17 protein-coding genes, 1 pseudogene and 1 riboswitch are annotated in these 20,681 nt (G+C 47.3%); of the genes and pseudogenes, 12 read left to right on the forward strand and 6 right to left on the reverse strand.

Annotated features, from left to right (window positions below):
• Positions 1-85: 85 nt before the first annotated feature.
• Positions 86-228: riboswitch (FMN riboswitch) on the reverse strand.
• 97 nt (positions 229-325) lie between these two features.
• On the forward strand, positions 326-682 hold the full coding sequence (locus KNO79_RS03970; RefSeq protein WP_074036395.1) for a HesB/IscA family protein: 357 nt from the start codon (positions 326-328) through the stop codon (positions 680-682).
• Positions 683-715: 33 nt separating this feature from the next.
• Here the strand turns inward: KNO79_RS03970 and KNO79_RS03975 are convergent, their stop codons facing one another.
• Entirely contained in the window at positions 716-955 is a 240-nt protein-coding gene (locus KNO79_RS03975; protein WP_047795133.1) for a hypothetical protein, read from the reverse strand.
• Positions 956-1,082: 127 nt separating this feature from the next.
• Here KNO79_RS03975 and KNO79_RS03980 point away from each other — a divergent pair, with 127 nt between their 5' ends.
• Entirely contained in the window at positions 1,083-1,937 is an 855-nt protein-coding gene (locus KNO79_RS03980; RefSeq protein WP_012726822.1) for an NAD-dependent epimerase/dehydratase family protein, read from the forward strand.
• 41 nt (positions 1,938-1,978) lie between these two features.
• On the opposite strand, the gene KNO79_RS03985 is transcribed toward KNO79_RS03980, so the two are convergent.
• Positions 1,979-2,956, reverse strand: a complete 978-nt coding sequence (locus KNO79_RS03985) for an NAD(P)/FAD-dependent oxidoreductase (RefSeq protein ID WP_012726821.1) — start codon at positions 2,954-2,956, stop codon at positions 1,979-1,981.
• Positions 2,957-3,219: 263 nt separating this feature from the next.
• On the opposite strand from KNO79_RS03985, the gene KNO79_RS03990 reads away from it, so the two are divergent.
• The 6 genes and pseudogenes from KNO79_RS03990 to KNO79_RS04015 all read left to right on the forward strand — a co-directional run bounded on the left by KNO79_RS03990 (position 3,220) and on the right by KNO79_RS04015 (position 10,681).
• Complete coding sequence (locus KNO79_RS03990) at positions 3,220-4,431, forward strand: NAD(P)/FAD-dependent oxidoreductase (RefSeq protein ID WP_074033515.1); 1,212 nt, start codon at positions 3,220-3,222, stop codon at positions 4,429-4,431.
• A gap of 126 nt (positions 4,432-4,557) precedes the next feature.
• Positions 4,558-4,875 carry a YuiB family protein gene (locus tag KNO79_RS03995; RefSeq protein ID WP_047795135.1) on the forward strand — a complete coding sequence of 106 codons (318 nt, stop codon included), beginning with the start codon at positions 4,558-4,560 and terminating at the stop codon, positions 4,873-4,875.
• A gap of 104 nt (positions 4,876-4,979) precedes the next feature.
• A complete protein-coding gene (gene glcT, locus KNO79_RS04000) occupies positions 4,980-5,825 on the forward strand; it encodes a glucose PTS transporter transcription antiterminator GlcT (protein WP_012726818.1) in 846 nt (281 codons plus the stop codon).
• A gap of 221 nt (positions 5,826-6,046) precedes the next feature.
• Positions 6,047-7,546, forward strand: a pseudogene (ptsG, locus tag KNO79_RS04005) (glucose-specific PTS transporter subunit IIBC); the annotation flags it as partial.
• A 137-nt stretch (positions 7,547-7,683) separates the two neighbouring features.
• On the forward strand, positions 7,684-9,723 hold the full coding sequence (gene ptsG / locus KNO79_RS04010; RefSeq protein WP_074036401.1) for a glucose-specific PTS transporter subunit IIBC: 2,040 nt from the start codon (positions 7,684-7,686) through the stop codon (positions 9,721-9,723).
• Positions 9,724-9,847: 124 nt separating this feature from the next.
• Positions 9,848-10,681, forward strand: coding sequence for an aldo/keto reductase (locus tag KNO79_RS04015; RefSeq protein ID WP_214690698.1), 834 nt, complete (start codon positions 9,848-9,850; stop codon positions 10,679-10,681).
• 50 nt (positions 10,682-10,731) lie between these two features.
• Here the strand turns inward: KNO79_RS04015 and ptsP are convergent, their stop codons facing one another.
• A complete protein-coding gene (ptsP, locus tag KNO79_RS04020; RefSeq protein ID WP_074036404.1) occupies positions 10,732-12,450 on the reverse strand; it encodes a phosphoenolpyruvate--protein phosphotransferase in 1,719 nt (572 codons plus the stop codon).
• A gap of 325 nt (positions 12,451-12,775) precedes the next feature.
• Between ptsP and KNO79_RS04025 the strand changes: the two genes are divergently transcribed.
• Both KNO79_RS04025 and KNO79_RS04030 read left to right on the forward strand, forming a co-directional pair.
• On the forward strand, positions 12,776-14,218 hold the full coding sequence (locus KNO79_RS04025; RefSeq protein WP_196430951.1) for a leucyl aminopeptidase: 1,443 nt from the start codon (positions 12,776-12,778) through the stop codon (positions 14,216-14,218).
• Between the two features lie 132 nt (positions 14,219-14,350).
• The gene (locus tag KNO79_RS04030; protein ID WP_147538496.1) at positions 14,351-15,010 is read left to right on the forward strand and encodes a DUF429 domain-containing protein; all 660 of its coding nucleotides are present in this window, start codon (positions 14,351-14,353) and stop codon (positions 15,008-15,010) included.
• Between the two features lie 10 nt (positions 15,011-15,020).
• Here the strand turns inward: KNO79_RS04030 and ytvI are convergent, their stop codons facing one another.
• The gene (gene ytvI / locus KNO79_RS04035; RefSeq protein ID WP_074036407.1) at positions 15,021-16,154 is read right to left on the reverse strand and encodes a sporulation integral membrane protein YtvI; all 1,134 of its coding nucleotides are present in this window, start codon (positions 16,152-16,154) and stop codon (positions 15,021-15,023) included.
• 79 nt (positions 16,155-16,233) lie between these two features.
• On the opposite strand from ytvI, the gene KNO79_RS04040 reads away from it, so the two are divergent.
• Positions 16,234-17,013 (forward strand): nucleotide pyrophosphohydrolase, encoded by a 780-nt coding sequence (locus tag KNO79_RS04040; RefSeq protein ID WP_214690699.1) that lies wholly within the window; start codon positions 16,234-16,236, stop codon positions 17,011-17,013.
• Between the two features lie 126 nt (positions 17,014-17,139).
• On the forward strand, positions 17,140-19,053 hold the full coding sequence (locus tag KNO79_RS04045; RefSeq protein ID WP_214690700.1) for an N-acetylmuramoyl-L-alanine amidase family protein: 1,914 nt from the start codon (positions 17,140-17,142) through the stop codon (positions 19,051-19,053).
• 81 nt (positions 19,054-19,134) lie between these two features.
• On the opposite strand, the gene KNO79_RS04050 is transcribed toward KNO79_RS04045, so the two are convergent.
• Both KNO79_RS04050 and KNO79_RS04055 read right to left on the reverse strand, forming a co-directional pair.
• Positions 19,135-20,175: a ribonucleotide-diphosphate reductase subunit beta gene (locus KNO79_RS04050; RefSeq protein WP_074036411.1), complete on the reverse strand. Its 1,041-nt coding sequence runs from the start codon at positions 20,173-20,175 to the stop codon at positions 19,135-19,137.
• A complete protein-coding gene (locus KNO79_RS04055) occupies positions 20,132-20,638 on the reverse strand; it encodes a flavodoxin domain-containing protein (RefSeq protein WP_074036413.1) in 507 nt (168 codons plus the stop codon). Before KNO79_RS04055 ends, KNO79_RS04050 begins: the two co-directional genes overlap by 44 nt.
• Between the last annotated feature and the right edge of the window lie 43 nt (positions 20,639-20,681).

The following is a 20,681-nucleotide window of genomic DNA, read 5'->3' on the forward strand; positions in this document are numbered from 1 at the left end:
GGAGAGTTTACGCGCATACGAAAGAGATGTTTTCCGAGGTGGAAAAGTCCACGTCAAAGAAAACATCCGGATATCGGTCGGATGCCGCCATCTTCTCCCATCCAGACTATACTGTCGGCTTTCGAATCTCACGAAATCAGCAAGCAACGCCTTGCTCGCTCACGGGCTGAGAAGAATATATTCTTCAATACCGCCGGTCGGGAATTTCACCCTGCCCCGAAGATGGAACGATTTAATTTTTTTTGTTACAGTTTAGTTATACAAGATAATCCACAAGATGACAAGTCAATTGACTTGAATTGAAGATATATGAGGAGGAGTTCAGATGATTCATTTAACAGAGTCAGCCGCACTTCAAGTGCTAGAGATGATGAAACAGACGGAACGCCCGGATGCGCAATACTTGCGAGTGAAGGTACAAGGTGGCGGATGTACAGGACTTTCATACGGGATGGGCTTCGACGAGGAGAAGACGGACAAAGACATTCAATTCGACCATCATGGTGTCCGCGTCATCGTTGCGGAAGTGGATCATGGGGTTGTTGATGGCCTCGAGATTGATTACAAGCAGTCGATGCTCGGTGGCGGTTTCACAATTAAAAACCCAAATGCGATTGCAACATGCGGTTGCGGTTCGAGTTTCCGGACAGCGACGAATGCAGGTACGCCAGGAGAATGCTAAAGAATAAGAACCGATCGCGAGTGCGATCGGTTCTTATTCTTCTTCTGTCAAAATCAACCGAATGACTTTTGCAGTTACGTCGAGTTCGATGTGATGTTGCCAAGGCCGAAAGCCTGTGATTGTACACGTGTCATTCGTGATGCGGAATGAGCAGACACTCTCTTCCTCTTGGTCGAGGACAGAGTAACGACTGAAATCAGATAAGCTCTGATAGATTGCATACTGTGGTGGTAGTTCATACGTCCATCCTTTTTCTAACATGATTTGGTGCATATTCGAGCCCCCTAACAAGTCTTTACTTATTAGAATAGCAAGAATACGTGTAAAAGTGGTAGATTAGTCTGTTTCTTTGAAGGGAAAATGAGTAGGGACGTCATTACAAATGGGAGGATTCAGGGTCATGAGAAAAGTATTGATATTCGGAGGGTCACGCTATTTCGGAAAACGGCTCGCATTGCGACTTGCTGAAGCAGGGGATGATGTGACGATTGTGACGAGAGGGCAACTACAGGTGCCGGAAGCTGAAGGGATTCGGTCTGTCAAAGGAGACCGGCAATCGGTCGCGACGATGAAAGACTTGGCCCGCGAACGGTACGACCTCGTCTATGACAACATTTGTTTTACTCCGTATCAGGCAAAAATCGCCTCGGATGCGTTCATGGACAAAGTCGGGAAATATGTGCTCACGTCGACGATGTCGGTCTACGCGCCTGGTCCTGATTTAAAAGAGAGCGACTTCAATCCGCTCCATTACGAATATCATCTTGAATCCGAACATGACTACGGACAAGGGAAACGCGAGGCGGAATCATTCTTCTTCCATCGCGCCTCTTTCCCGGTGGCGACCGTACGATTACCGATCGTGTTAGGTCCGGATGACTATACAGACCGATTGAAGTTTTATGTAGATGCAATCCGGAACGAGGAACCGGTTGTCTTGCATCACCCGGAAGCAAAGATGGGCTTCATCTCGAGTGCGGAAGCGGCCGCCTTCTTAGAATGGGTCGGACGTGCCAATGTGACAGGACCGTTCAATGCGGCGAGTGATGGACTCATCTCGATGGGGGCCTTGATGGAGCGAATCGGTCAACACGTCGGAAAACCCGTCCATATTATAAAAGATGGAGACTCGTCGCCGTATGATTCGGATGTCGACTATTATATGTCGATTGCTGAGGCGAAGAAGGCGGGATTTGTGTTTACGCAACTCGATGACTGGATTGACCGGGTCATCGTCCAAACGATGAAAAGATAAAAAACGCTTCTGTGGATGTGGTCCACAGAAGCGTTTTTTGGTTATTTCCCAGCAAATACAGATGTCGAGTGTTGCGGATGACGAGCTGTCGGATCCACGAGCTGTTTCACTTGGTTGATGGCGATTGGGGCTTCACCGAAACCGGTCGCAATCAATTTTACTTTCCCTTCGTATGTCGCGATATCACCGCAAGCGAAGATGCCGGCAACGGTCGTTTCCATACGTGAATCGACACGGATTGTGTTTTTCTCGAATTCCATTCCCCAGTTCTTGATTGGACCGAGCGATGAAACGAATCCGTAGTTACAAATCAAATCATCGATTTCAACGATTTTTGATTCGCCATCCTTATCTGTCAATTCGACAGATTCGATGTGTGTCTCACCAGACAGTGACTCGATGTTGTAAGGCGTAAGGACGTTAATCGTCGATGCCTTCATCTGTTCTACCGTATGTTCATGAGCACGGAAGCGGTCACGACGGTGAACGATGTGTACTTCTTTTGCGATTCCTTCAAGCATGAGTGCCCAGTCGACGGCTGAATCGCCACCGCCGGCAATCATGACACGGCGATCACGGAATTTCTCCATGTTGTCAACAAAGTAATGAAGGTTGGCATAATCTTCGCAGCCATCAAGACCGAGTGGGCGGGCTGAGAAGGCACCGTTTCCGGCTGTGATGATGATGGCTTTCGTATGATACTCTTCTTTGTTCGTCGTCAATACGAAAGTGCCGTCCTCGAGGCGTTCGACCGTTTCCACCGTTTCGCCGAGGCGGTAGTCTTGTTCGAATTGATCGGCCTGAGCTTTTAGTTGATCAATCAAGTCCTGTGCTTTCACTTTCGGGAAACCGGCAATATCATAAATATATTTTTCAGGATAGAGCGTTGATAACTGACCACCGAGTTGCGGTAAGCTTTCAATCAACGTCGTATCGAGTTGGCGCATGCCTGCATAAAATGCGGTGAACAGTCCGACTGGGCCGCCACCGATGATGATTACATCTTTCGTCGTCTTCATCGAATTCCTCCTCAAAGCGTATACATCTATTATAGAGAGTTTATTGAATTAAATCCATTCAGTACAAACATGCAACACTTTCAAAAAAAATTCAAGAAGATAAGCTTTTCCATTGAGAATTCAAATTAAAGAGCGTACAATAAAACAGAAGCAATTGTGAACAGATGTTGAACAAGAATAGGCTTTATTGTGAACGTCTATGTGAAGAAACACACAACATAGTTGTTCAAAAAAACAAAATTTTAAACAAGGTGGAAATGAACATGAAACGACCTAACATTGTTATTCTTGGTGCGGGCTTCGGTGGACTCATCACAGCCGTCAACCTTCAAAAGACACTCGCTGCAGGTGATGCGAACATTACGCTTATCAACAAGCATGATTATCACTACCAAACGACATGGCTTCACGAACCAGCTGCTGGAACGATGAACCCAGACCAAGCACGCATCTACATTAACGATATTGTGAACCCGTCACGTGTGAAACTTGTCAAAGGGATCGTCGATCGCGTCGATACTGCTGCGAAACAAGTTACACTCGAAGATGGTTCAGTTGTCGAATACGACTATGTCGTCATCGGTCTCGGTGGTGTACCTGAAACGTTCGGTATCCCAGGCTTGAAAGAAAATGCGATGACAATCAGCTCGTTGAACAGTGTTCGTAAAATCAAAGAGCACATCGAATATTCATTCGCTCAATATAAAACAAATGGTTCTTCTGACAATTCGTTCGTGACGATCGTTGTCGGTGGTGCTGGATTCACAGGAATCGAATTCCTCGGTGAAATCGTCAACCGGATTCCAGAGCTTTGCAAACAATATGACGTTCCACGCGAAGCGGTTCGCATCGTTAACATTGAAGCAGCACCAACAGTTCTTCCTGGTTTCGACCCAGAACTCACAACGTACGCACAGAAATGGTTGGAACGTAACGGTGTCGAGATGAAACTTGGTAACGGAATCAAAGGTGTCGAGCCAGGTGTGGTGACATTCGGTCCACTTCAAGGTGACACGACAGAAACGATTCGTGCCAACACGATCATCTGGACAGGTGGCGTAAGTGGTAGCCCGATCATCGAAAAATCAGGATTTGAAGCGGTCCGTAACCGTGTCATGGTGGAAGCGGACAACCGTGCACCAGGTCACGACAACGTCTTCATCATCGGTGACTGCTCAGCGGTCATGGATCCTGCATCGAACCGTCCATACCCACCGACGGCACAAATCGCGACACAACAAGCACATAACGTTGCGAAAAACATTGCGGCGCTCATCAATGGAAAATCGACATCGAAGTTCACTTACGAGAGCAAGGGAACGGTCGCTTCACTCGGACATAACGATGGAATCGGAATCGTGATGGGCAAGAAGATCTTCGGTCGCAACGCTTCGTTCATGAAAAAAGTCATCGACAACAAACACTTCATCGAATTGAAAAAGTACGGACTCGTCCTTAAAAAAGGGAAGTTCTAATTTCATGATTGCACGGCTCGTTCTATCTCAGAACGGGCTGTTTTTCTTTCGAAATTGTCATAGGAAGTTCTTTGACCTCGTTGGTCGAAATTTTGTATAATGAAGAGCGGACAAGGGGGGCAATACATGCATATTATCCAAGCAGTCATTGGAGCCGTTTTATATATGACGATTTTTTTCAGTATCGGCTTCATCTTGAATATGTTACTTAAAAAGACATGGACACTTGTGTTCATTTATCCGATTTTTGTCATCATGATGATTGATAATGTCAAACTTTCGAGTTACGTGACCGAGACATCGACCGCGCTTACGAGTGTCTATGAAGGACTCGTCGGGTTGCAACTTCTCGATTTATTCATGCTCGGCTTTGGATTGCTCGGTGCAATTCTAGCTGGTGTGACGATTCGTTTCTTACGAAAGAGCGGTTATTCAATGTTTTAATTGGCGACAGAAATGTTCGCCTTTTTTGTTTTGTCCCTACTTTTTTAGGGCATGAACCGATATACTAGATAGCGAAACGATTTTTAGTAAGGGATGCGATGCGAATGACATTACCGATGTATACGATCAAAAAAGTGTTGAATAATAGCGTTGTCATTTGTCAACATGATACGGATCCGGAAGTCATTCTACTCGGGAAGGGGATTGGCTTTGGCAAAAAACCAGGCGACCTCGTCGACCCGGCCAGCGTCCCGGAGAAAGTGTATCAACTGACAGATAAAGAAGAGCAATCACAATATCAGGAACTCGTCAAACATGTCGACGAGGACTTCATTGCATTCATGCAAGAGATTGTTGGCTTTATTGAGACGAGTACGGGCAAGAAAGTCGATGAGCACATCCATATCGGTTTGACCGATCACTTGTTCTTCACGATGAAGCGAATCGAACAAGGGATGGAAGTGACGAATCCGTTTTTACTCGAGACGGAATCACTCTACCCAAACGAGTTTGCGCTCGCGGAACGGATTGTCGATATGTTCCATGAACGATTGAACGTTTTGCTCCCGGATGCGGAAACAGGGTTTATCGCCCTTCATATTCACTCGGCGACGACGTTCAAAAACGTCCTCGAGGTCAACCGTCATAATCAAATCATCGGGCAAATTGTTCAGACGATTGAGAGTCGTTTGAACGTGAAAATGGACCGGACATCACTCGATTATAAGCGCTTACTTCGGCACTTAAGGTACGCCGTTGAGCGGGTCGCGACAGGTGAGACGGTCGAGGCACCACAAAAAATTGAAAAGGTGTTGCGCGACGAATATCCGCTATGCTATAGTACTGCTTGGGAGCTGATGGGCATCATGGAACGCGAATTAAAGCGTCCCGTCCCACGAGGTGAAGCGACATATTTGACGATGCATCTCCAGCGCCTAACAAGTAGATAAATGATACCACGTGTCTTACGTGTTACTGATTCGATCAGGCATGAGTAAGGAGTGGAACGTTATGTGATGTCTCCATTGGGAGAGGTCTACGTTCTATCCTTATTCATGCCTTTTCTGTTTTTATAAACGTGATTTATGAAAACGTTTAGATACGTCGGTTGTCTGACATCTACGCCGCTATCATATTGTTTATACGTACTTAAAAAAAGGAGGAAATGTTGATGTTTAAGCAGATCTTTGGTGTTCTTCAAAAAGTCGGTAAAGCACTTATGCTTCCTGTTGCGATCTTGCCGGCAGCCGGTCTTCTTCTTGCATTCGGTAACGCAATGCAAAACCCACAACTTACATCACGCGCTGGTTGGTTAACGAACGAAGGCGTCGTGAAATTCGCTCAATTGATGGAGCAAGCAGGTGGAATCATCTTCTCGAACTTGGCGCTCTTGTTCGCAGTCGGTGTCGCCATCGGTTTAGCAGGTGACGGGGTAGCCGGACTTGCAGCAATCGTTGGATTCTTGATCATGAACAAAGTCATGGGTGTTTGGCTCGAACTCACACCTGAAGTATTGGCACAAGGTGATCCAGCTTACGCGAACGTACTCGGTATCCCAACACTCCAAACAGGGGTATTCGGAGGGATTATCATGGGTCTCATCGCCGCATGGGCCTATAACAAGTACTTCAATATCGAATTGCCACAGTTCCTTGGTTTCTTCGCTGGTAAACGTTTCGTTCCAATCGTAACGGCAGTTGCAGCCGTCGTTGCTGGTTTCGTCCTACTATTAGTATGGCCACCAGTTCAGCACGGATTGAACTCATTCTCAAACTTCATGTTGAATGAAAACCGTACATTCGCAGCGTTCATCTTCGGTTTAATCGAACGTTCATTGATTCCATTCGGTCTTCACCACATCTTCTACTCACCGTTCTGGTTTGAATTCGGTTCATACACAGATGCAGCGGGTAATGTTGTACGTGGTGACCAAGCGATCTTCTTCGCACAAATTCGTGATGGCGCTGAATTGACAGCAGGTACGTTCATGACTGGTAAATTCCCGTTCATGATGTTCGGTCTTCCTGCAGCAGCACTCGCAATGTATCACGAAGCACGTCCTGAGCGTAAAGCGGTTGTCGGTGGTCTCTTGGCTTCTGCTGCCCTTACATCGTTCTTGACTGGTATCACAGAACCAATCGAGTTCTCATTCTTGTTCGTAGCACCACTTCTCTTCGCAGTACACGCGGTATTCGCAGGTCTTTCATTCATGACAATGCACATCTTGAACGTGAAAATCGGGATGACGTTCTCGGGTGGTTTGATCGACTTCTTGCTCTTCGGTGTTCTTCCAGGTCGTACGGCTTGGTGGCTCGTTATTCCAGTCGGTCTCGTGTTCGCGGTTGTTTACTACTTCGGATTCCGTTTCGTTATCCGCAAATTCAACCTTAAAACACCAGGTCGTGAAGATGAAGTTGTTGAACAGTCAACAGCTACTGGTTCGGAACTTGCACAAGATATCCTCGTCGGTCTTGGTGGCTCACAAAACATCAAGCACCTCGATGCATGTATCACACGTCTTCGTGTCGAAGTAAAAGATAAGAACCAAGTCAACAAAGATGAGTTGAAACGCCTTGGTGCATCTGGTGTCCTTGAAGTTGGTAACAACATTCAAGCAATCTTCGGACCACGTTCGGACGCATTGAAATCAGAAATCCAAGCGGTCATCGCTTCAGGTAACGAAAAGAAAGCTAACTAATTGATGACCTAGACCAATCCTTCGGGGTTGGTCTTTTCTTTTTATGTGAAACGGTTTCATCCAAACGTTAGAGGGAAAAAGTAAGTATTCTGACAAAGGAGGGAACCATGATGTGGAAGAAAGTGTTTGGCGTTTTACAACGGGTCGGGAAAGCACTCATGCTTCCGGTTGCAATCTTACCGGCAGCCGGTCTTCTCTTGGCGTTTGGTACCGCATTCCAAAACCCGGACCTCGTTGAATTGCTCCCGTTTCTGGCGAATGACTCACTTGTCCTGATTTGGCAAGTCATGACAGATGCCGGGGACATCGTCTTCGCAAACTTAGGGTTACTGTTTGCCGTCGGGGTCGCGATCGGCCTGGCGAACGGGGACGGGGTTGCTGGTCTAGCAGCCATTGTCGGTTATTTGATCATGAACAAAGTCATTAGCACATGGAATGGGATTACCGCGGAAATCGCTCAAGGTGATCCGCAGTATGCCACCGTTCTCGGTATTCCGACACTCCAAATGGGGGTATTCGGGGGGATTATCGCAGGTCTTGTTGCAGCCTATGCGTACAACAAGTATTTCAACATCAAGTTGCCAGATTTCTTAGGGTTCTTTGCAGGGAAGCGGTTCGTCCCGATTGCGACGGCCGCATTCAGTTTGATTATCGGGATTGCGCTCGCATATATATGGCCACCGATTGGGAATGCGATCAACACGTTCTCAAGTACGGTCATCGAGGCAAACGTTGCCTTATCAGCATTCATCTTTGGATTAGTAGAACGTTCCTTGATTCCGTTCGGTCTTCACCATATTTGGTATTCTCCATTCTGGTTCCAATTCGGGGAGTATACGAACCAAGCAGGTGATCTCGTACAAGGTGACCAGCGGATCTTCTTCGCACAACTGCGTGACGGCGTGGAATTCACAGCCGGTACGTACATGACCGGGAAATTCCCGTTCATGATGTTCGGCTTACCAGCAGCCTGTCTCGCCATGTTCCACACGGTTCCGAAAGAACGGCGGAAAGACGTCGAGGGTCTCTATTTCTCGGCTGCCCTTACGTCATTCTTGACAGGGATCACAGAACCAGTCGAATTCTCATTCGTTTTCGTTGCACCACTTCTCTTCGGAATTCACGCCGTCTTTGCCGGTCTCTCCTTCATGACGATGCATTTACTGAACGTCAAGATTGGGATGACCTTCTCTGGTGGTCTCATTGACTATCTGCTCTTCGGGGTCCTGCCGAACCGGACGGCCTGGTGGCTCGTCATCCCGGTTGGTCTCGTCTTTGCGGTCATCTACTACTTTGGATTCCGATTCGCTATTACGAAGTTTGATCTGAAAATTCCTGGACGTGACGTGCAGACTGGCACGAAAGGGGACAAAGCGGGGATTGGGGACGACTTGCCATATGAAGTGCTCGTCGGACTCGGTGGTCCTGAAAACATTAAACATTTAGATGCATGTATCACGCGACTTCGTGTCACCGTCAATGACGTGAAACAAGTTGACAAAGACCTTCTAAAAACGCTCGGTGCCGCTGGTGTCCTTGAAGTAGGAGACAATATCCAAGCCATCTTCGGACCAAAATCGGACACGCTCAAATCACAAATCGCGACCATCATCGAAGGTGGCGAATACAAACCGAAAGAAAAAGTAGAGAAGGCAGTCATTACACCGGAAGCGGCTGAACAAGCCGATCATCGCTTCTTGGCTCCGATGTCTGGTGTCCTGTTATCACTTGATGATGTGCCGGATCAAGTCTTCTCGGGTCGCATGATGGGAGAAGGGTTTGCGATTGAACCAAGTTCCGGACAGGTCGTTTCGCCGGTGACCGGTCAAATCACGACATTCTTCCCGACGAAACATGCGATTGGCATTTTGGCTGACGATGGACGTGAACTATTGATCCACGTCGGTCTCGATACGGTCAACCTGAAAGGGGAAGGATTCACAGCGAGAGTCGAAGAAGGCGCCCGGGTCGAAGCGGGAGACGTCCTTCTCGAAGTCGACCTCAGCGCGATTCGTGATAAAGTGCCGTCACTGATTACACCAATCATTTGGACGAACGGGGACGGAAAAGTCGTCGTCGTACCATTCGGTGAGACTGTCGTCGCGGGTGAAGCGCTCGACTTTAGAGCCGATGACAGAGGACCAGAATAAATGATTACGAGCCGCTCCTATCATGGGGCGGCTCGATTTGTGTAGTTACTTCAATGTGCCTTATTCCGGAAAAGGAGAATCCCCCTTATAGTGAAGGAGAATTCTCACGAAAGAAGGGGTACAAATGAAACAATCCATACAATTGAATCACGGTCAGAAAGCCATTCCTACTATTGGACTTGGCGTCTTCAAAGTTGAAGATGGGGATACAGTCATGGATGCAGTCGTCGAGGCGATTCGTCAAGGATACCGTCATATCGATACGGCAGCCGTTTATGAGAATGAAGAGGGGGTCGGTGACGGAATCCGAAAAGGAATGGAAATCGCAAATATTTCCCGGGAAGATTTATTTATCACATCGAAACTATGGAACGCCGATCAAGGTTACGATGCTGCCATCTCCGCCTACGAGGCGTCACTCGTTCGTCTTGGATTGGAACAGTTAGATTTGTATTTGATTCATTGGCCGGTGGAAGACAAGATGGTCGAGAGTTGGCGTGCCCTCGAAACGTTGTATCGAGAGGGACGTGTCGGGGCAGTCGGGGTGAGTAACTTCCAAATCCATCACCTCGAGACATTGGCTGCAAACAGTGACCTCGTTCCAGCCGTGAACCAAGTTGAACGGCATCCGTTGCTTCGTCAAACCGAGTTAGCATCGTATATGAGCGAGCACGGCATCGTACCGGTCGCTTGGGCACCGCTTATGCAGGGAGGGTTGTTCGAAGAGCAGACTTTAGTAGAGGTCGCAAAAGAAGTCGATCGTTCCGTCGCCCAGGTGTTGTTACGGTGGCATCTCCAAACGGGATGGGTGATTATTCCAAAATCCATCAAACCACATCGAATCGCAGAAAACTTCGATGTTCATGACTTTGAATTGACCAAAGATCAAATGGAACGAATCGACTCACTCGACCGATATCAACGTGTCGGTCCGGACCCAGACGATTTTGATTTCTAATGCAGTATATAAAAAAGTCCTTCTCTCGAGCGAGAGAAGGACTTTTGCCATTATTTCTTAATGTCGAACTTTTCGCTAAGGAAGTTCACGACTTCTTCAGCTGTGTCCATGTTGAGGACTTCGTTGACGATTGCTTCTGTTTCCGACTTCGTCAAGCGTTTCACGAGGCTACGCGCACGAAGGACGCTTGAAGCGGACATCGAGAATTCGTCGAGACCAAGACCGAGAAGGATTGGAATCGCGAGTTCTTCTCCAGCCATCTCTCCACACATGCCGACCCATTTGCCAGCTTTGTGTGCTTCAGTGATGACATTGTGGAGAAGGTTCAAGATGGCAGGGTTGAACGGTTGGTACAAGTAAGAAACTTTTTCGTTCATCCGGTCAGCCGCCATCGTGTATTGAATCAAGTCGTTCGTTCCGACTGAGAAGAAGTCGACTTCTTTTGCGAATTGCTTCGCCATGACAGCGGTTGATGGGATTTCAACCATCATCCCTGTCTCATATTTTCCGACTTCGATTCCTTCTTCTTTCAACTTCGCTTCTTCTTCGAGAAGAAGGGCTTTCGCCGCGCGGAACTCTTCGAGTGTCGCAATCATTGGGAACATGATTGCAAGGTTACCGTGAGCTGAGGCACGGAGAAGGGCACGAAGTTGTGTGCGGAACAAATCTGTTTCCTCAAGGCAAAGGCGGATGGCACGATAGCCGAGGAACGGGTTCATTTCTTTCGGGAGGTCAAGGTATGACAACTCTTTGTCGCCACCGATGTCGAGTGTACGGATGACGACTTGCTTGCCTTCCATGCCTTCAAGAACCGTTTTGTAAGCTGTGTATTGCTCTTCTTCAGTCGGGAACGTTTCAGAGTCCATATATAGGAACTCCGTACGATAGAGCCCGATTGCATCTGAACCGTTTTTCAAAACGCCTTCGAGGTCGTTCGGTGTCCCGATGTTCGCAGCAAGCTTCACTTTGTGACCGTCCGCTGTGATTGACTCTTCGTTGACGAGTTGCTTCAACTCTTCTTTGTACGCTTCAAAATCAGCACGTTTGCCTTCGTATTCTTTGACGAGATCTTCTGAAGGGTTGACGAAGACGTCACCTTCTGTTCCGTCGATGATGACGAGGTCACCGTTTTTGATTTCTTCAAGGGCAACTTTTGTTCCAACTACTGCCGGAATTTCAAGTGAGCGTGACATGATGGCAGAGTGAGACGTACGTCCGCCGATGTTCGTCGCGAATCCTTTGACGTATTTACGGTTAAGTTGTGCCGTGTCTGATGGTGTCAAATCTTCGGCAATGATGATGACTTCTTCTGAAATCGAAGCTGGAGTCACGAATGTCACTCCGAGAATGTGAGCCATGACACGTTTTGTGACGTCACGAACATCAGCTGCACGTTCGCGCATGTATTCGTTATCCATTGATTCGAAAATCATGATCATCGTTTGGGCGACTTCGTCAAGTGCCTTCGCTGCGTTCATGTTTTCGCTTTCAATTTTGTCGTTCACTTGCGATACGATTTCTGGGTCCTCAACGATTAAAAGGTGAGCTGAGAAAATCTCGGCTTTGTCTGGACCGAGCTCACGAAGTGTATGTTCGCGAATGGCTTCAAGCTCCGTTTTAGATTGTGCGATCGCATCGTGGAAGCGAGCCTTTTCTGCAGCGACATCTTCAATCTTGTGTGATGGGATATCGAATGAAGGTGTCTCCATGACGAATGCTTTTGCAACTGCAATTCCTGCAGATGCACCAATACCTTTAATGTGTGACATAAGCGTAGTCCCTCTTTTCAAAGAAATAGTGTACTTTCCTGCCTCGTTACTTCATACCCGAAAAGAAAAAAGAATTAACGAGAACGGAGAAAGTTAAAGTAGCAACGGTCTACGACTAGGGGAAGCCTCGACCAGTCAAATTGGCCTCACTTCACGATGAAGAGAAGCCCGATTGCGTACTTTCTTATCCTATCATAAAATAAAACAACGTCACAACGAGGAGATAGCCCATGAATTCGAAGATTTCTTGACTCTTACGCATACTATTTCATTATTTTGGAGAAGTTCGTTATGCTTACCATATATATAGAAGGGAAGTGGCAATATGTATCAAATTGCTCAATTAAATTGGACCGATTCTTACGAGACAATCGTCGTCGGAATTGGAGCGGCTGATTCTATCGATGAGGGGCTCGACACATTGTTTGCTGGACGCGTCAAAGCGCTTATTCAATCAGGAGACCTCTCTACGAAGACGGGGGAAGTGACAATCCTTCCGACATTCGCCGGGGAGACGACCCGTGTTTTATTTGTCGGACTTGGTCAACGAAATGACATGACGACCGAGAATGTTCGGAATTGGTTCGGGAAAGTCGCGAAGCTGATCAAAGCACGTGGACTGAAGGACGTCGCGGTAGCGCTTGATACGTTTACGGACGGAGCGGCGCGTATGTTTACAGAAGCGTATGAAATGGCGACCTATGCCCATCCTACATATAAGTCTGCTCCAAATGAAACGGTCGAAGAACCGACAATCACGTTGCTCGGTGACGTGGACCAGACGGATATCGATGCGGGTGTGGCTTATGGGAAAGGAGTCAATGTCGCTCGAACGTTGACGATGATGCCGGCCAATATTTTGACGGCGGAGACGTTAGCGGATTACGCGGTTGAGTTGGCGAAACGTCATGATTTCAAATACCGCATTCTTGAAAAAGAAGAGATGGAAGGACTCGGGATGGGCGCGCTACTCGCAGTGAACCAAGGTTCGACGATTCCGCCAAAATTGATTGTGCTCGAGTATCGCGGGGCAGAGGAAGAAGCTCCGATTGCCGTTGTCGGAAAGGGTGTCACATTCGACACAGGTGGCTATTCAATCAAGCCAAAAGATGGAATCGTCGGAATGAAAGGGGACATGGGTGGCGCTGCTACCGTCCTCGGATTGTTCGAAACCCTCGGATTGACACGACCAAAACGGAACGTGATTGGCATCATCGGTGCGACCGACAATATGATTTCTGGGGATGCGTTCAAACCGGATGATGTGATCACAGCCATGAACGGGAAGACGATTGAAGTCTTGAACACAGACGCTGAAGGACGCCTCGTCCTAGCGGATGCGGTCACATTTGCGAAAACGTATGAACCAAAAGCTATCATTGATGTAGCTACGCTCACAGGTGGCGTTCTTGTCGCCCTCGGTACAGACGTGACAGGCTGTCTGACAAATGATGATTCACTCTATCGCTCGCTTGAAGCGGCGAGCCGTGAGACGAACGAGCTCGTGTGGCAGATGCCATACTTTGATGTCTTCATCGACAAGGTGAGAAAATCGGAAGTTGCCGACTTGAATAACTCACCAGGTCGTTTCGGCCATATGATTTTTGGTGGCGCATTTGTCGGTGAGTTTGTCGGCGATACACCATGGCTGCATCTCGATATTGCGGGAACGAGCGAACGAGCGGCAGCGAATGACCTCGGTCCGAAGGGGCCGACTGGTGTCATGGTTCGAACCCTCGCACGGATGATTGAATCGTGGGAGCGGTAAGAGCAGCTGGAGTAATCGGTTTGGCGATTCTGTGTGGCTTATGCTACACGGTGTGGCCGAACCGTATTTGGTTAGGGAGTACAGTGTTTCTCGCCGTATTTGGCGTGTTGATGATGTTACAGGAGGTACGACATGGTAGGAGTAGGAATTGATGGTGCACGTGGCGGTTGGGTACGGATCACATATGATAGCATCTCACTTTGTTTAACGATTTCGGAGACGTTGGAGGAGTTGCTGATTGATGGTGCCATGCATTTTGTGGATATGCCGAAAGATTTAGGAACGGTCGACCATCCGAGCCGCGAATGCGATGCGTGGATGCGTTGCCGACTCAGCCAACGAAAGTCCTCCGTCTTCACTCCGCCGATTCAAGAGGTGTTGCAAGAAGCGACTTATGAGGAAGCGAATGAAAGGAGTCGGGCGTTGGTTGGCAAAGGAATTAGTAAACAAGCGTGGAATCTTGTTCCCCGTATCCGTGAGTTTCAGCAGGTGAAGGCATCTGACGTTTACGAATCACATCCGGAAGTTTGTTTTTCAGTCATGATGGGGCATGAGGCGAGTCATTCGAAAAAGACGGTCGAAGGGCAGGATGAGCGAATCGAGTTACTTCGGCAATACTCGAAAAGTTCTCCATGGAAATGGAAAATGTCGAACGTCCAAATCGACGATATTATCGATGCGTGCATCTTGGCGGTAGCTGCCTATGAAGCGGGGACAAGTGGTCTCTCGCTCCAGCCGGCGACATCCGATCAACCCGTAGTGGCTGTACCTCAAATGAAAAAAGAGCGATGAAATCAACATTTCATCGCTCTTTTGCTGTCGTCGTAGGCGGACCGACGATAAATCGCCATATGTAATGAAACACTTTGGCATTGTATACGGCTTTCAACAGGACGGCGAGTACGGGCCCGACGATAAAGCCGAGTACACCGAATAGCTTTAATCCAACGAAGATGGAGATGAGTGCGACCAGTGGATTCAATCCGATATGGGAACCGACAATTTTCGGTTCAGCCAAGTTGCGTTGGACGATGACGATGATATACAACACGACCAATCCGATGGCCACGAACCAATCACCTGTCACCGCGGCATAGGCGGCCCAAGGAATAAGTAGCGTACCGACCCCTAAATAAGGCAAAAGGTCAAAGAACCCCGCGAGTAAAGCGAAAGAGAGCGGGTTGTCAACACGGAGGATGAGCATCCCGATCAAGACGATCCCGAATGTGATGGAGATGAGCGTGAACTGGGCACGGACGTATCCAAATAGGGCAGACTTGAGGTTGATCATCACTTCCTCGAATTCTTTGAATCCTTTTCGTTTGTTCAGACGATTCAGTGAGTTGACGTATGATGGCCAATCCTTTGTGATGAAGAACCAGGCGAGGACAATGACGACCACGAGCAACAAGACGAGCGGGAGCGCCGCTAACATGTTTTGTAGCACACTGGCCACTCCGCGGGACAAGACACCAATCGCTGAGGCGAGTTGGACACCGAGCTCGGTGATTCCTCCCTCGAGCGAGGTCGTCTGTCCGGGATTTAACTGCTGATAGCTCTCGTATGCATCATTGACGAGCGGTGCGATTTTCTCATTGAACAGTCGTTGGATAAACTCGGTGAGTGTCTCAATTTGTTCAGGGAGTCGTTCCGCTGCCACCGTTGCATAATGAATCAATTGGATGATGACGATGGTGATGATTCCGACGACGATGCTAAGCACGATGATCAAGGAAATGAGAGTGCCGAGTGCACGAGGCATATTTGATTTTCGCTCGAAAAAGTTGACGAGCGGGACGGTCATCAAGGACAAGAGCAAGGCAAATACGAACGGATATGTATATTCGAAAAGTATATTCAATAGCCAAGTGATTAAAAAGAAACCGATTACGACGAGAATGAATCGAAGCAATTGCCAAAGTCTTGCCGACGACATGTGGAACCCACCCTTTCCGGACAACTAGGTTGAGCATAGTATATCATGTAAGCGGTAAATAAAGCAGAAAGATAGGTGAATGAACGTGAGAGAAGTTCAACAGAAAATCGATACGATGATTCTTCATTTAGGTGGTTACTGGAGACCTTTATCCGGGCTAGCACGATTGTTAGAAGAGGTAGGAGAAGTAGGTGGCGCGTTAAGGAGAGAGGCGCGGGATGAGTTGAAAGAGGAGTTACTTGATGTACTAGTGATCTCCACGTGTCTGGCAAACCAGTATGCGATTGCATTGCAACAACCAGAGGCGGAGGGAGGAGAATCGAAAGAGAAGCTGTATTTTCAAATTGTTGAAGAGGCAGGGGAAGTGGCGCGGATTTTGAACGCTTATGAAGGCGATAAGAAGTTAAAACCGAACCGTAAAGGTCAATCACTACAGCATCATATCGAGCAATTGCAACGTGCCGTTTTGTCTCTTGGAGAGTCTTACCATCTCAATCTGTTCGATTCACTCTTTGCCCTCATCGAAGAGAAGTCGGCCCGGGACTTTGGACGATTTGATCATACGCCGGATCCGATTACGGAGACATCGGTGCGTACTTATTTATCACATCAGCCAGGTCGCTATTGGGGTGGAGTCCCAGTTAAATCGTTTGAGCGATTCGACCGATATATAGAACGAGAACAACATATCGAGCGTTTTTGTCGCATTGCAGCGATTGAAGGATTGGACGGATTTGTAATTCAACAGAAACGAGATGGATTGATTGTTACAGAGAATCCTTCGATTAAAGAAGGTTTTACTGTCGCCATCGAACGTTACGGTGCGGAGACGTTTCTGATCATCCGACCGGTCAAATAAAAACATTTACCTTTTTATCAAAAACATTCATCTTTTTTTCAAATATTTACTTTTTTTAAAAAAGCATTATGCTAATATGAAATTGTTGTTAGTAGGAAATGCCGCAATGAGAAAGGAATATTTTGGATGAAAATGAAACTATTGAAAGTTGCCCTCATCTTAACGGTCCTCTTGTTTGGTATGCAACTTCCGTCTGCTGAAGCTGCTACTTACGATGGAGAGACGACTGTCAATTTGAACATTCGTACATCCCCTAGTCTGAGTGGGAAGGTAGTGAAAACATTACCAAAAAGCACGAAAGTAAAGTATGGAACGTATAATCAGTCCTGGCACAAAGTGTATGTAAACAATCGTACATACTATGCCTCGGCCCAGTACATTCGGAAACTTTCATCCACTTCAAGTTCGCTAACGACGCAGGCGGCAACGTCTACTGGTGTGACAACTGCGAACTTAAACGTACGAGTCACGTCTCATCGATCGGCGAAGATTGTCGCTACGTTGAAGAAAGGGACGGAAGTGAAGTATGCCGTTCATAATTCTTCTTGGGCAAAAGTCTACCTAAATGGCAAGACGTACTATGCCGCAAAAGCTTACATCGCACCGAAACTGACAGAGTCGAATGTGGAGCGGACAAACGGCTACGCGAACCGTGAGTTGAAGTTGTTCGCTGAACGCAACCAACGTTCGAAAGTGCAGAAAGTTCTTCCGAAACATACGGCTGTCGTCTCGAGTAAATATAATTCAAGTTGGTCGATTGTCTATATCGGGAACGAGACGTATTATACGCCGACTTGGGGCATCACAGCAGGCACATTGGACAGTGGTGTAGAGAAAAAAGACGGATATGCAAACCGGGAGATGAAACTCTTCGCTGAGCGGAATCAACGTTCGGCGGTGAAGAAGGTACTCCCCGTGAACACGGCTGTCCTCTCGAGCAAATACAACTCGAGCTGGTCGATTGTATATCTCGGAAGTGAAACTTATTACACACCGACAGCTTGGATCTCTACGTCGAAAACGCCAACGGAGCCTCCGACGACAACGAAACCGGATGATGGACTCACGCAAGGGTATGCAAACCGTACAGTAAACTTGTTTGGGAAAACCCATCAGAGTTCGGAAGTCCTCATGGTTCTTCCGAAATACACGGCTGTTTCATACAAATCGTACAATTCGAGTTGGTCGACTGTTCATATCGGCTCGAAAGTCTACTACACAGCGAGTTCGTGGTTGACGAAAGGGAAAGCCCCGGCAGCGCCGGAAGCTGCACCAAAAGGTACGGTATACATCAACACACCAGGTGATGTATTGAACGTTCGTTCGAAAGCGAGTCTTGATTCGAATGTGGTTGGTCAACTCAATCACGGAACAGCTGTTTCACATTATGGGACAATCAATGGTTTCCATAAAATCAAGTTCAATGGACAAGATGCTTTCATTTCTTCAGCATTCGTGATGACATCTAAGCCGAGCACATCGACTGGAACAGTCATCGTCCTTGATCCAGGACACGGTGGAAAAGACCCAGGAGCAGTTAATGGATCTCTCTATGAGAAAACGATTGTACTCGATGTAACGAAACGTGTAGAAGCTTATCTTCGCTCAAAATATGATTACAATGTACGTCTCACTCGTTCAACTGATGTCTATTTGACTCTAGATCAGCGAGTTGCTGCAGCGAAGTCGTTACGTGGTGATTTGTTTGTAAGTATGCACGTCAACGCAGCCGGTTCATCATCTGCGAAAGGGGTAGAAACGTTCTATTCTTCTCAGTCTGCGCACAGCGCTCGAAGTCGTGTCCTTGCTTCAAACATTCAAAGCAACTTGGCGGGTAAAATGAGTGGAATGTCGAACCGAGGAGTGAAAACAGCTAATTATTACGTTATTACGTATAATACAATGCCATCTGCACTCGTCGAATTAGGATTTATCTCATCACCAACAGATTTGACTTACCTTCGAAGTAACACGTCTCGTCAGCAAATGGCGGAAGGTGTGGCTGAAGGAATTGCCAAATATGTTCAGACTTATTATTGATTTGAATTAACCCAGACATGATTGTCTGGGTTTTTTTGATGTACAAAAAAACCGAACCGATTAAATCGGTTCGGTTCAATTTTATAAATCATCAAATCCGTTCGCGTCTGTCACTTTCGCATAAGAACGTGACTTTTGTTCGAAGAAATCAGATTTTGTCGCATTGAGCGAGTCATCTGAGTATGCCCGGATCCAAGGCATGACATCTTCGTCAAATCCTTCATACAAGTCATTCAGACCGATGACGCGGAGGCGTTTATTCGCCAAGTATTTGACGTAGTCTCGCATTTCACTGACGTCGAGTCCATCGAGGTCACGGAGAACGTATTCACACCACTCGATCTCGAGGTCGACCGCTTCTGCCATCGTGTCGTATACGAACTGACTGAACTTTCCGTTTTCATCAATCTTCGGATTTTCTGTCAGCACGGCACGTAAGAGCTGGCTGATGAAGTAAGAATGTTGCATCTCATCACGTTGGATATAACTGATCATCGTTGATGTACCGACCATCTTTTGGTGGCGGGCGAGATTGTAGAAATAAGCGAATCCTGAATAGAAGTTGATGCCTTCTAGAATGACGGATGCAACGAGCGATTTCGCAAAGTTTTCAGCGTTCGGAGTCTCGCGGAACGCTTCATATAAGTCCAAGATGAATTGATTGCGCTTCATGACCATTTCATCGTCTTTGGCGATGTCAAAGATTCGATTTTGTTCAGCGAGTGGCACGAGACTTGATAGGACATAGCTGTATGATTGATTGTGCACGACCTCTTGTTGTGCGATGACCGCGAGAACGGCGTGTACAGACGAGTCAGATGAGAACATAGAAGACTCGAGGATGTATCGTGTCTGGACCGAGTCGAGAATCGAGAGCAGTCCGATGATCCGTTTGAATGCATCCTGTTCACGTTCAGTCAATTGCGGCCATTGTTGCATATCCTTAGACATTGAGATCTCATCAGGAATCCAAAAGTTCGATAATAACTGTTTGTAAATGGTATAGAACTGAGGATACGCGATATCGTTCCAATTGACGATCGAACTCGTTTCCCCGCCAATGATGGCGGTTGCCCGGTTAGGATGTTTGGGCGACAATAATTTGATTTTCTGAATCGACATGATGCATAACTCCTTCTTCTACATGGTGAGCCATCCGCTCTGCCCAATGTTGGACGTTGAACGGTTGGTTACGTGGGGACTGCTCGATTTTAAGCAGTTCCCCGGCAAGTGGGATTCCGTATTTTGAAAGGTGGTACGCCATCTCGTCAACAGCGCGACAGAAATGTACAAACATCTTGTCACCGGTTCCGAATACCGCAGCTTGTCGAATCGGCACTTGGAGTTCCTTTAACACGAGGCGGAACGTATCTTTCATTTCGTCTGGTAAGATTCCGTCTGCCCACGTGTAAGAGCCAAAATAGACGAGGTCGAACGAAGCGAGTGATTGAGCTTCGCGATATCCGACGCGATCGGCATCATAGCGGACGACCGTATCGCCACGGCGATGATGTGTCGATTCGATGAGCGATGCCACTTCTTCTGTGTTTCCACTCATCGAATGACAGATGATTGCGATGTTCATAGGGTGGACCACCTTTCTATAAAATATACATAATGATTATGAC

It is taken from the genome of Exiguobacterium sp. s43 (assembly GCF_018617255.1).
GTDB classification, from domain to species: domain Bacteria; phylum Bacillota; class Bacilli; order Exiguobacteriales; family Exiguobacteriaceae; genus Exiguobacterium; species Exiguobacterium profundum.

Excerpts from the sequence above, each read along its gene's own strand:
- KNO79_RS04040 (WP_214690699.1), top strand. The coding sequence starts at position 16,234 with ATGAACGTGAGAGAAGTTCAACAGAAAATCGATACGATGATTCTTCAT.
- glcT (WP_012726818.1), top strand. The coding sequence starts at position 4,980 with ATGACATTACCGATGTATACGATCAAAAAAGTGTTGAATAATAGCGTT.
- KNO79_RS03990 (WP_074033515.1), top strand. The coding sequence starts at position 3,220 with ATGAAACGACCTAACATTGTTATTCTTGGTGCGGGCTTCGGTGGACTC.
- KNO79_RS04055 (WP_074036413.1), bottom strand. The coding sequence starts at position 20,638 with ATGAACATCGCAATCATCTGTCATTCGATGAGTGGAAACACAGAAGAA.
- ptsP (WP_074036404.1), bottom strand. The coding sequence starts at position 12,450 with ATGTCACACATTAAAGGTATTGGTGCATCTGCAGGAATTGCAGTTGCA.
- KNO79_RS04045 (WP_214690700.1), top strand. The coding sequence starts at position 17,140 with ATGAAAATGAAACTATTGAAAGTTGCCCTCATCTTAACGGTCCTCTTG.
- KNO79_RS03985 (WP_012726821.1), bottom strand. The coding sequence starts at position 2,956 with ATGAAGACGACGAAAGATGTAATCATCATCGGTGGCGGCCCAGTCGGA.
- KNO79_RS04050 (WP_074036411.1), bottom strand. The coding sequence starts at position 20,175 with ATGTCGATTCAGAAAATCAAATTATTGTCGCCCAAACATCCTAACCGG.
- KNO79_RS04025 (WP_196430951.1), top strand. The coding sequence starts at position 12,776 with ATGTATCAAATTGCTCAATTAAATTGGACCGATTCTTACGAGACAATC.
- KNO79_RS03995 (WP_047795135.1), top strand. The coding sequence starts at position 4,558 with ATGCATATTATCCAAGCAGTCATTGGAGCCGTTTTATATATGACGATT.
- ptsG (WP_074036401.1), top strand. The coding sequence starts at position 7,684 with ATGTGGAAGAAAGTGTTTGGCGTTTTACAACGGGTCGGGAAAGCACTC.
- KNO79_RS04015 (WP_214690698.1), top strand. The coding sequence starts at position 9,848 with ATGAAACAATCCATACAATTGAATCACGGTCAGAAAGCCATTCCTACT.
- ytvI (WP_074036407.1), bottom strand. The coding sequence starts at position 16,154 with ATGTCGTCGGCAAGACTTTGGCAATTGCTTCGATTCATTCTCGTCGTA.
- KNO79_RS03980 (WP_012726822.1), top strand. The coding sequence starts at position 1,083 with ATGAGAAAAGTATTGATATTCGGAGGGTCACGCTATTTCGGAAAACGG.
- KNO79_RS03975 (WP_047795133.1), bottom strand. The coding sequence starts at position 955 with ATGCACCAAATCATGTTAGAAAAAGGATGGACGTATGAACTACCACCA.
- KNO79_RS03970 (WP_074036395.1), top strand. The coding sequence starts at position 326 with ATGATTCATTTAACAGAGTCAGCCGCACTTCAAGTGCTAGAGATGATG.
- KNO79_RS04030 (WP_147538496.1), top strand. The coding sequence starts at position 14,351 with ATGGTAGGAGTAGGAATTGATGGTGCACGTGGCGGTTGGGTACGGATC.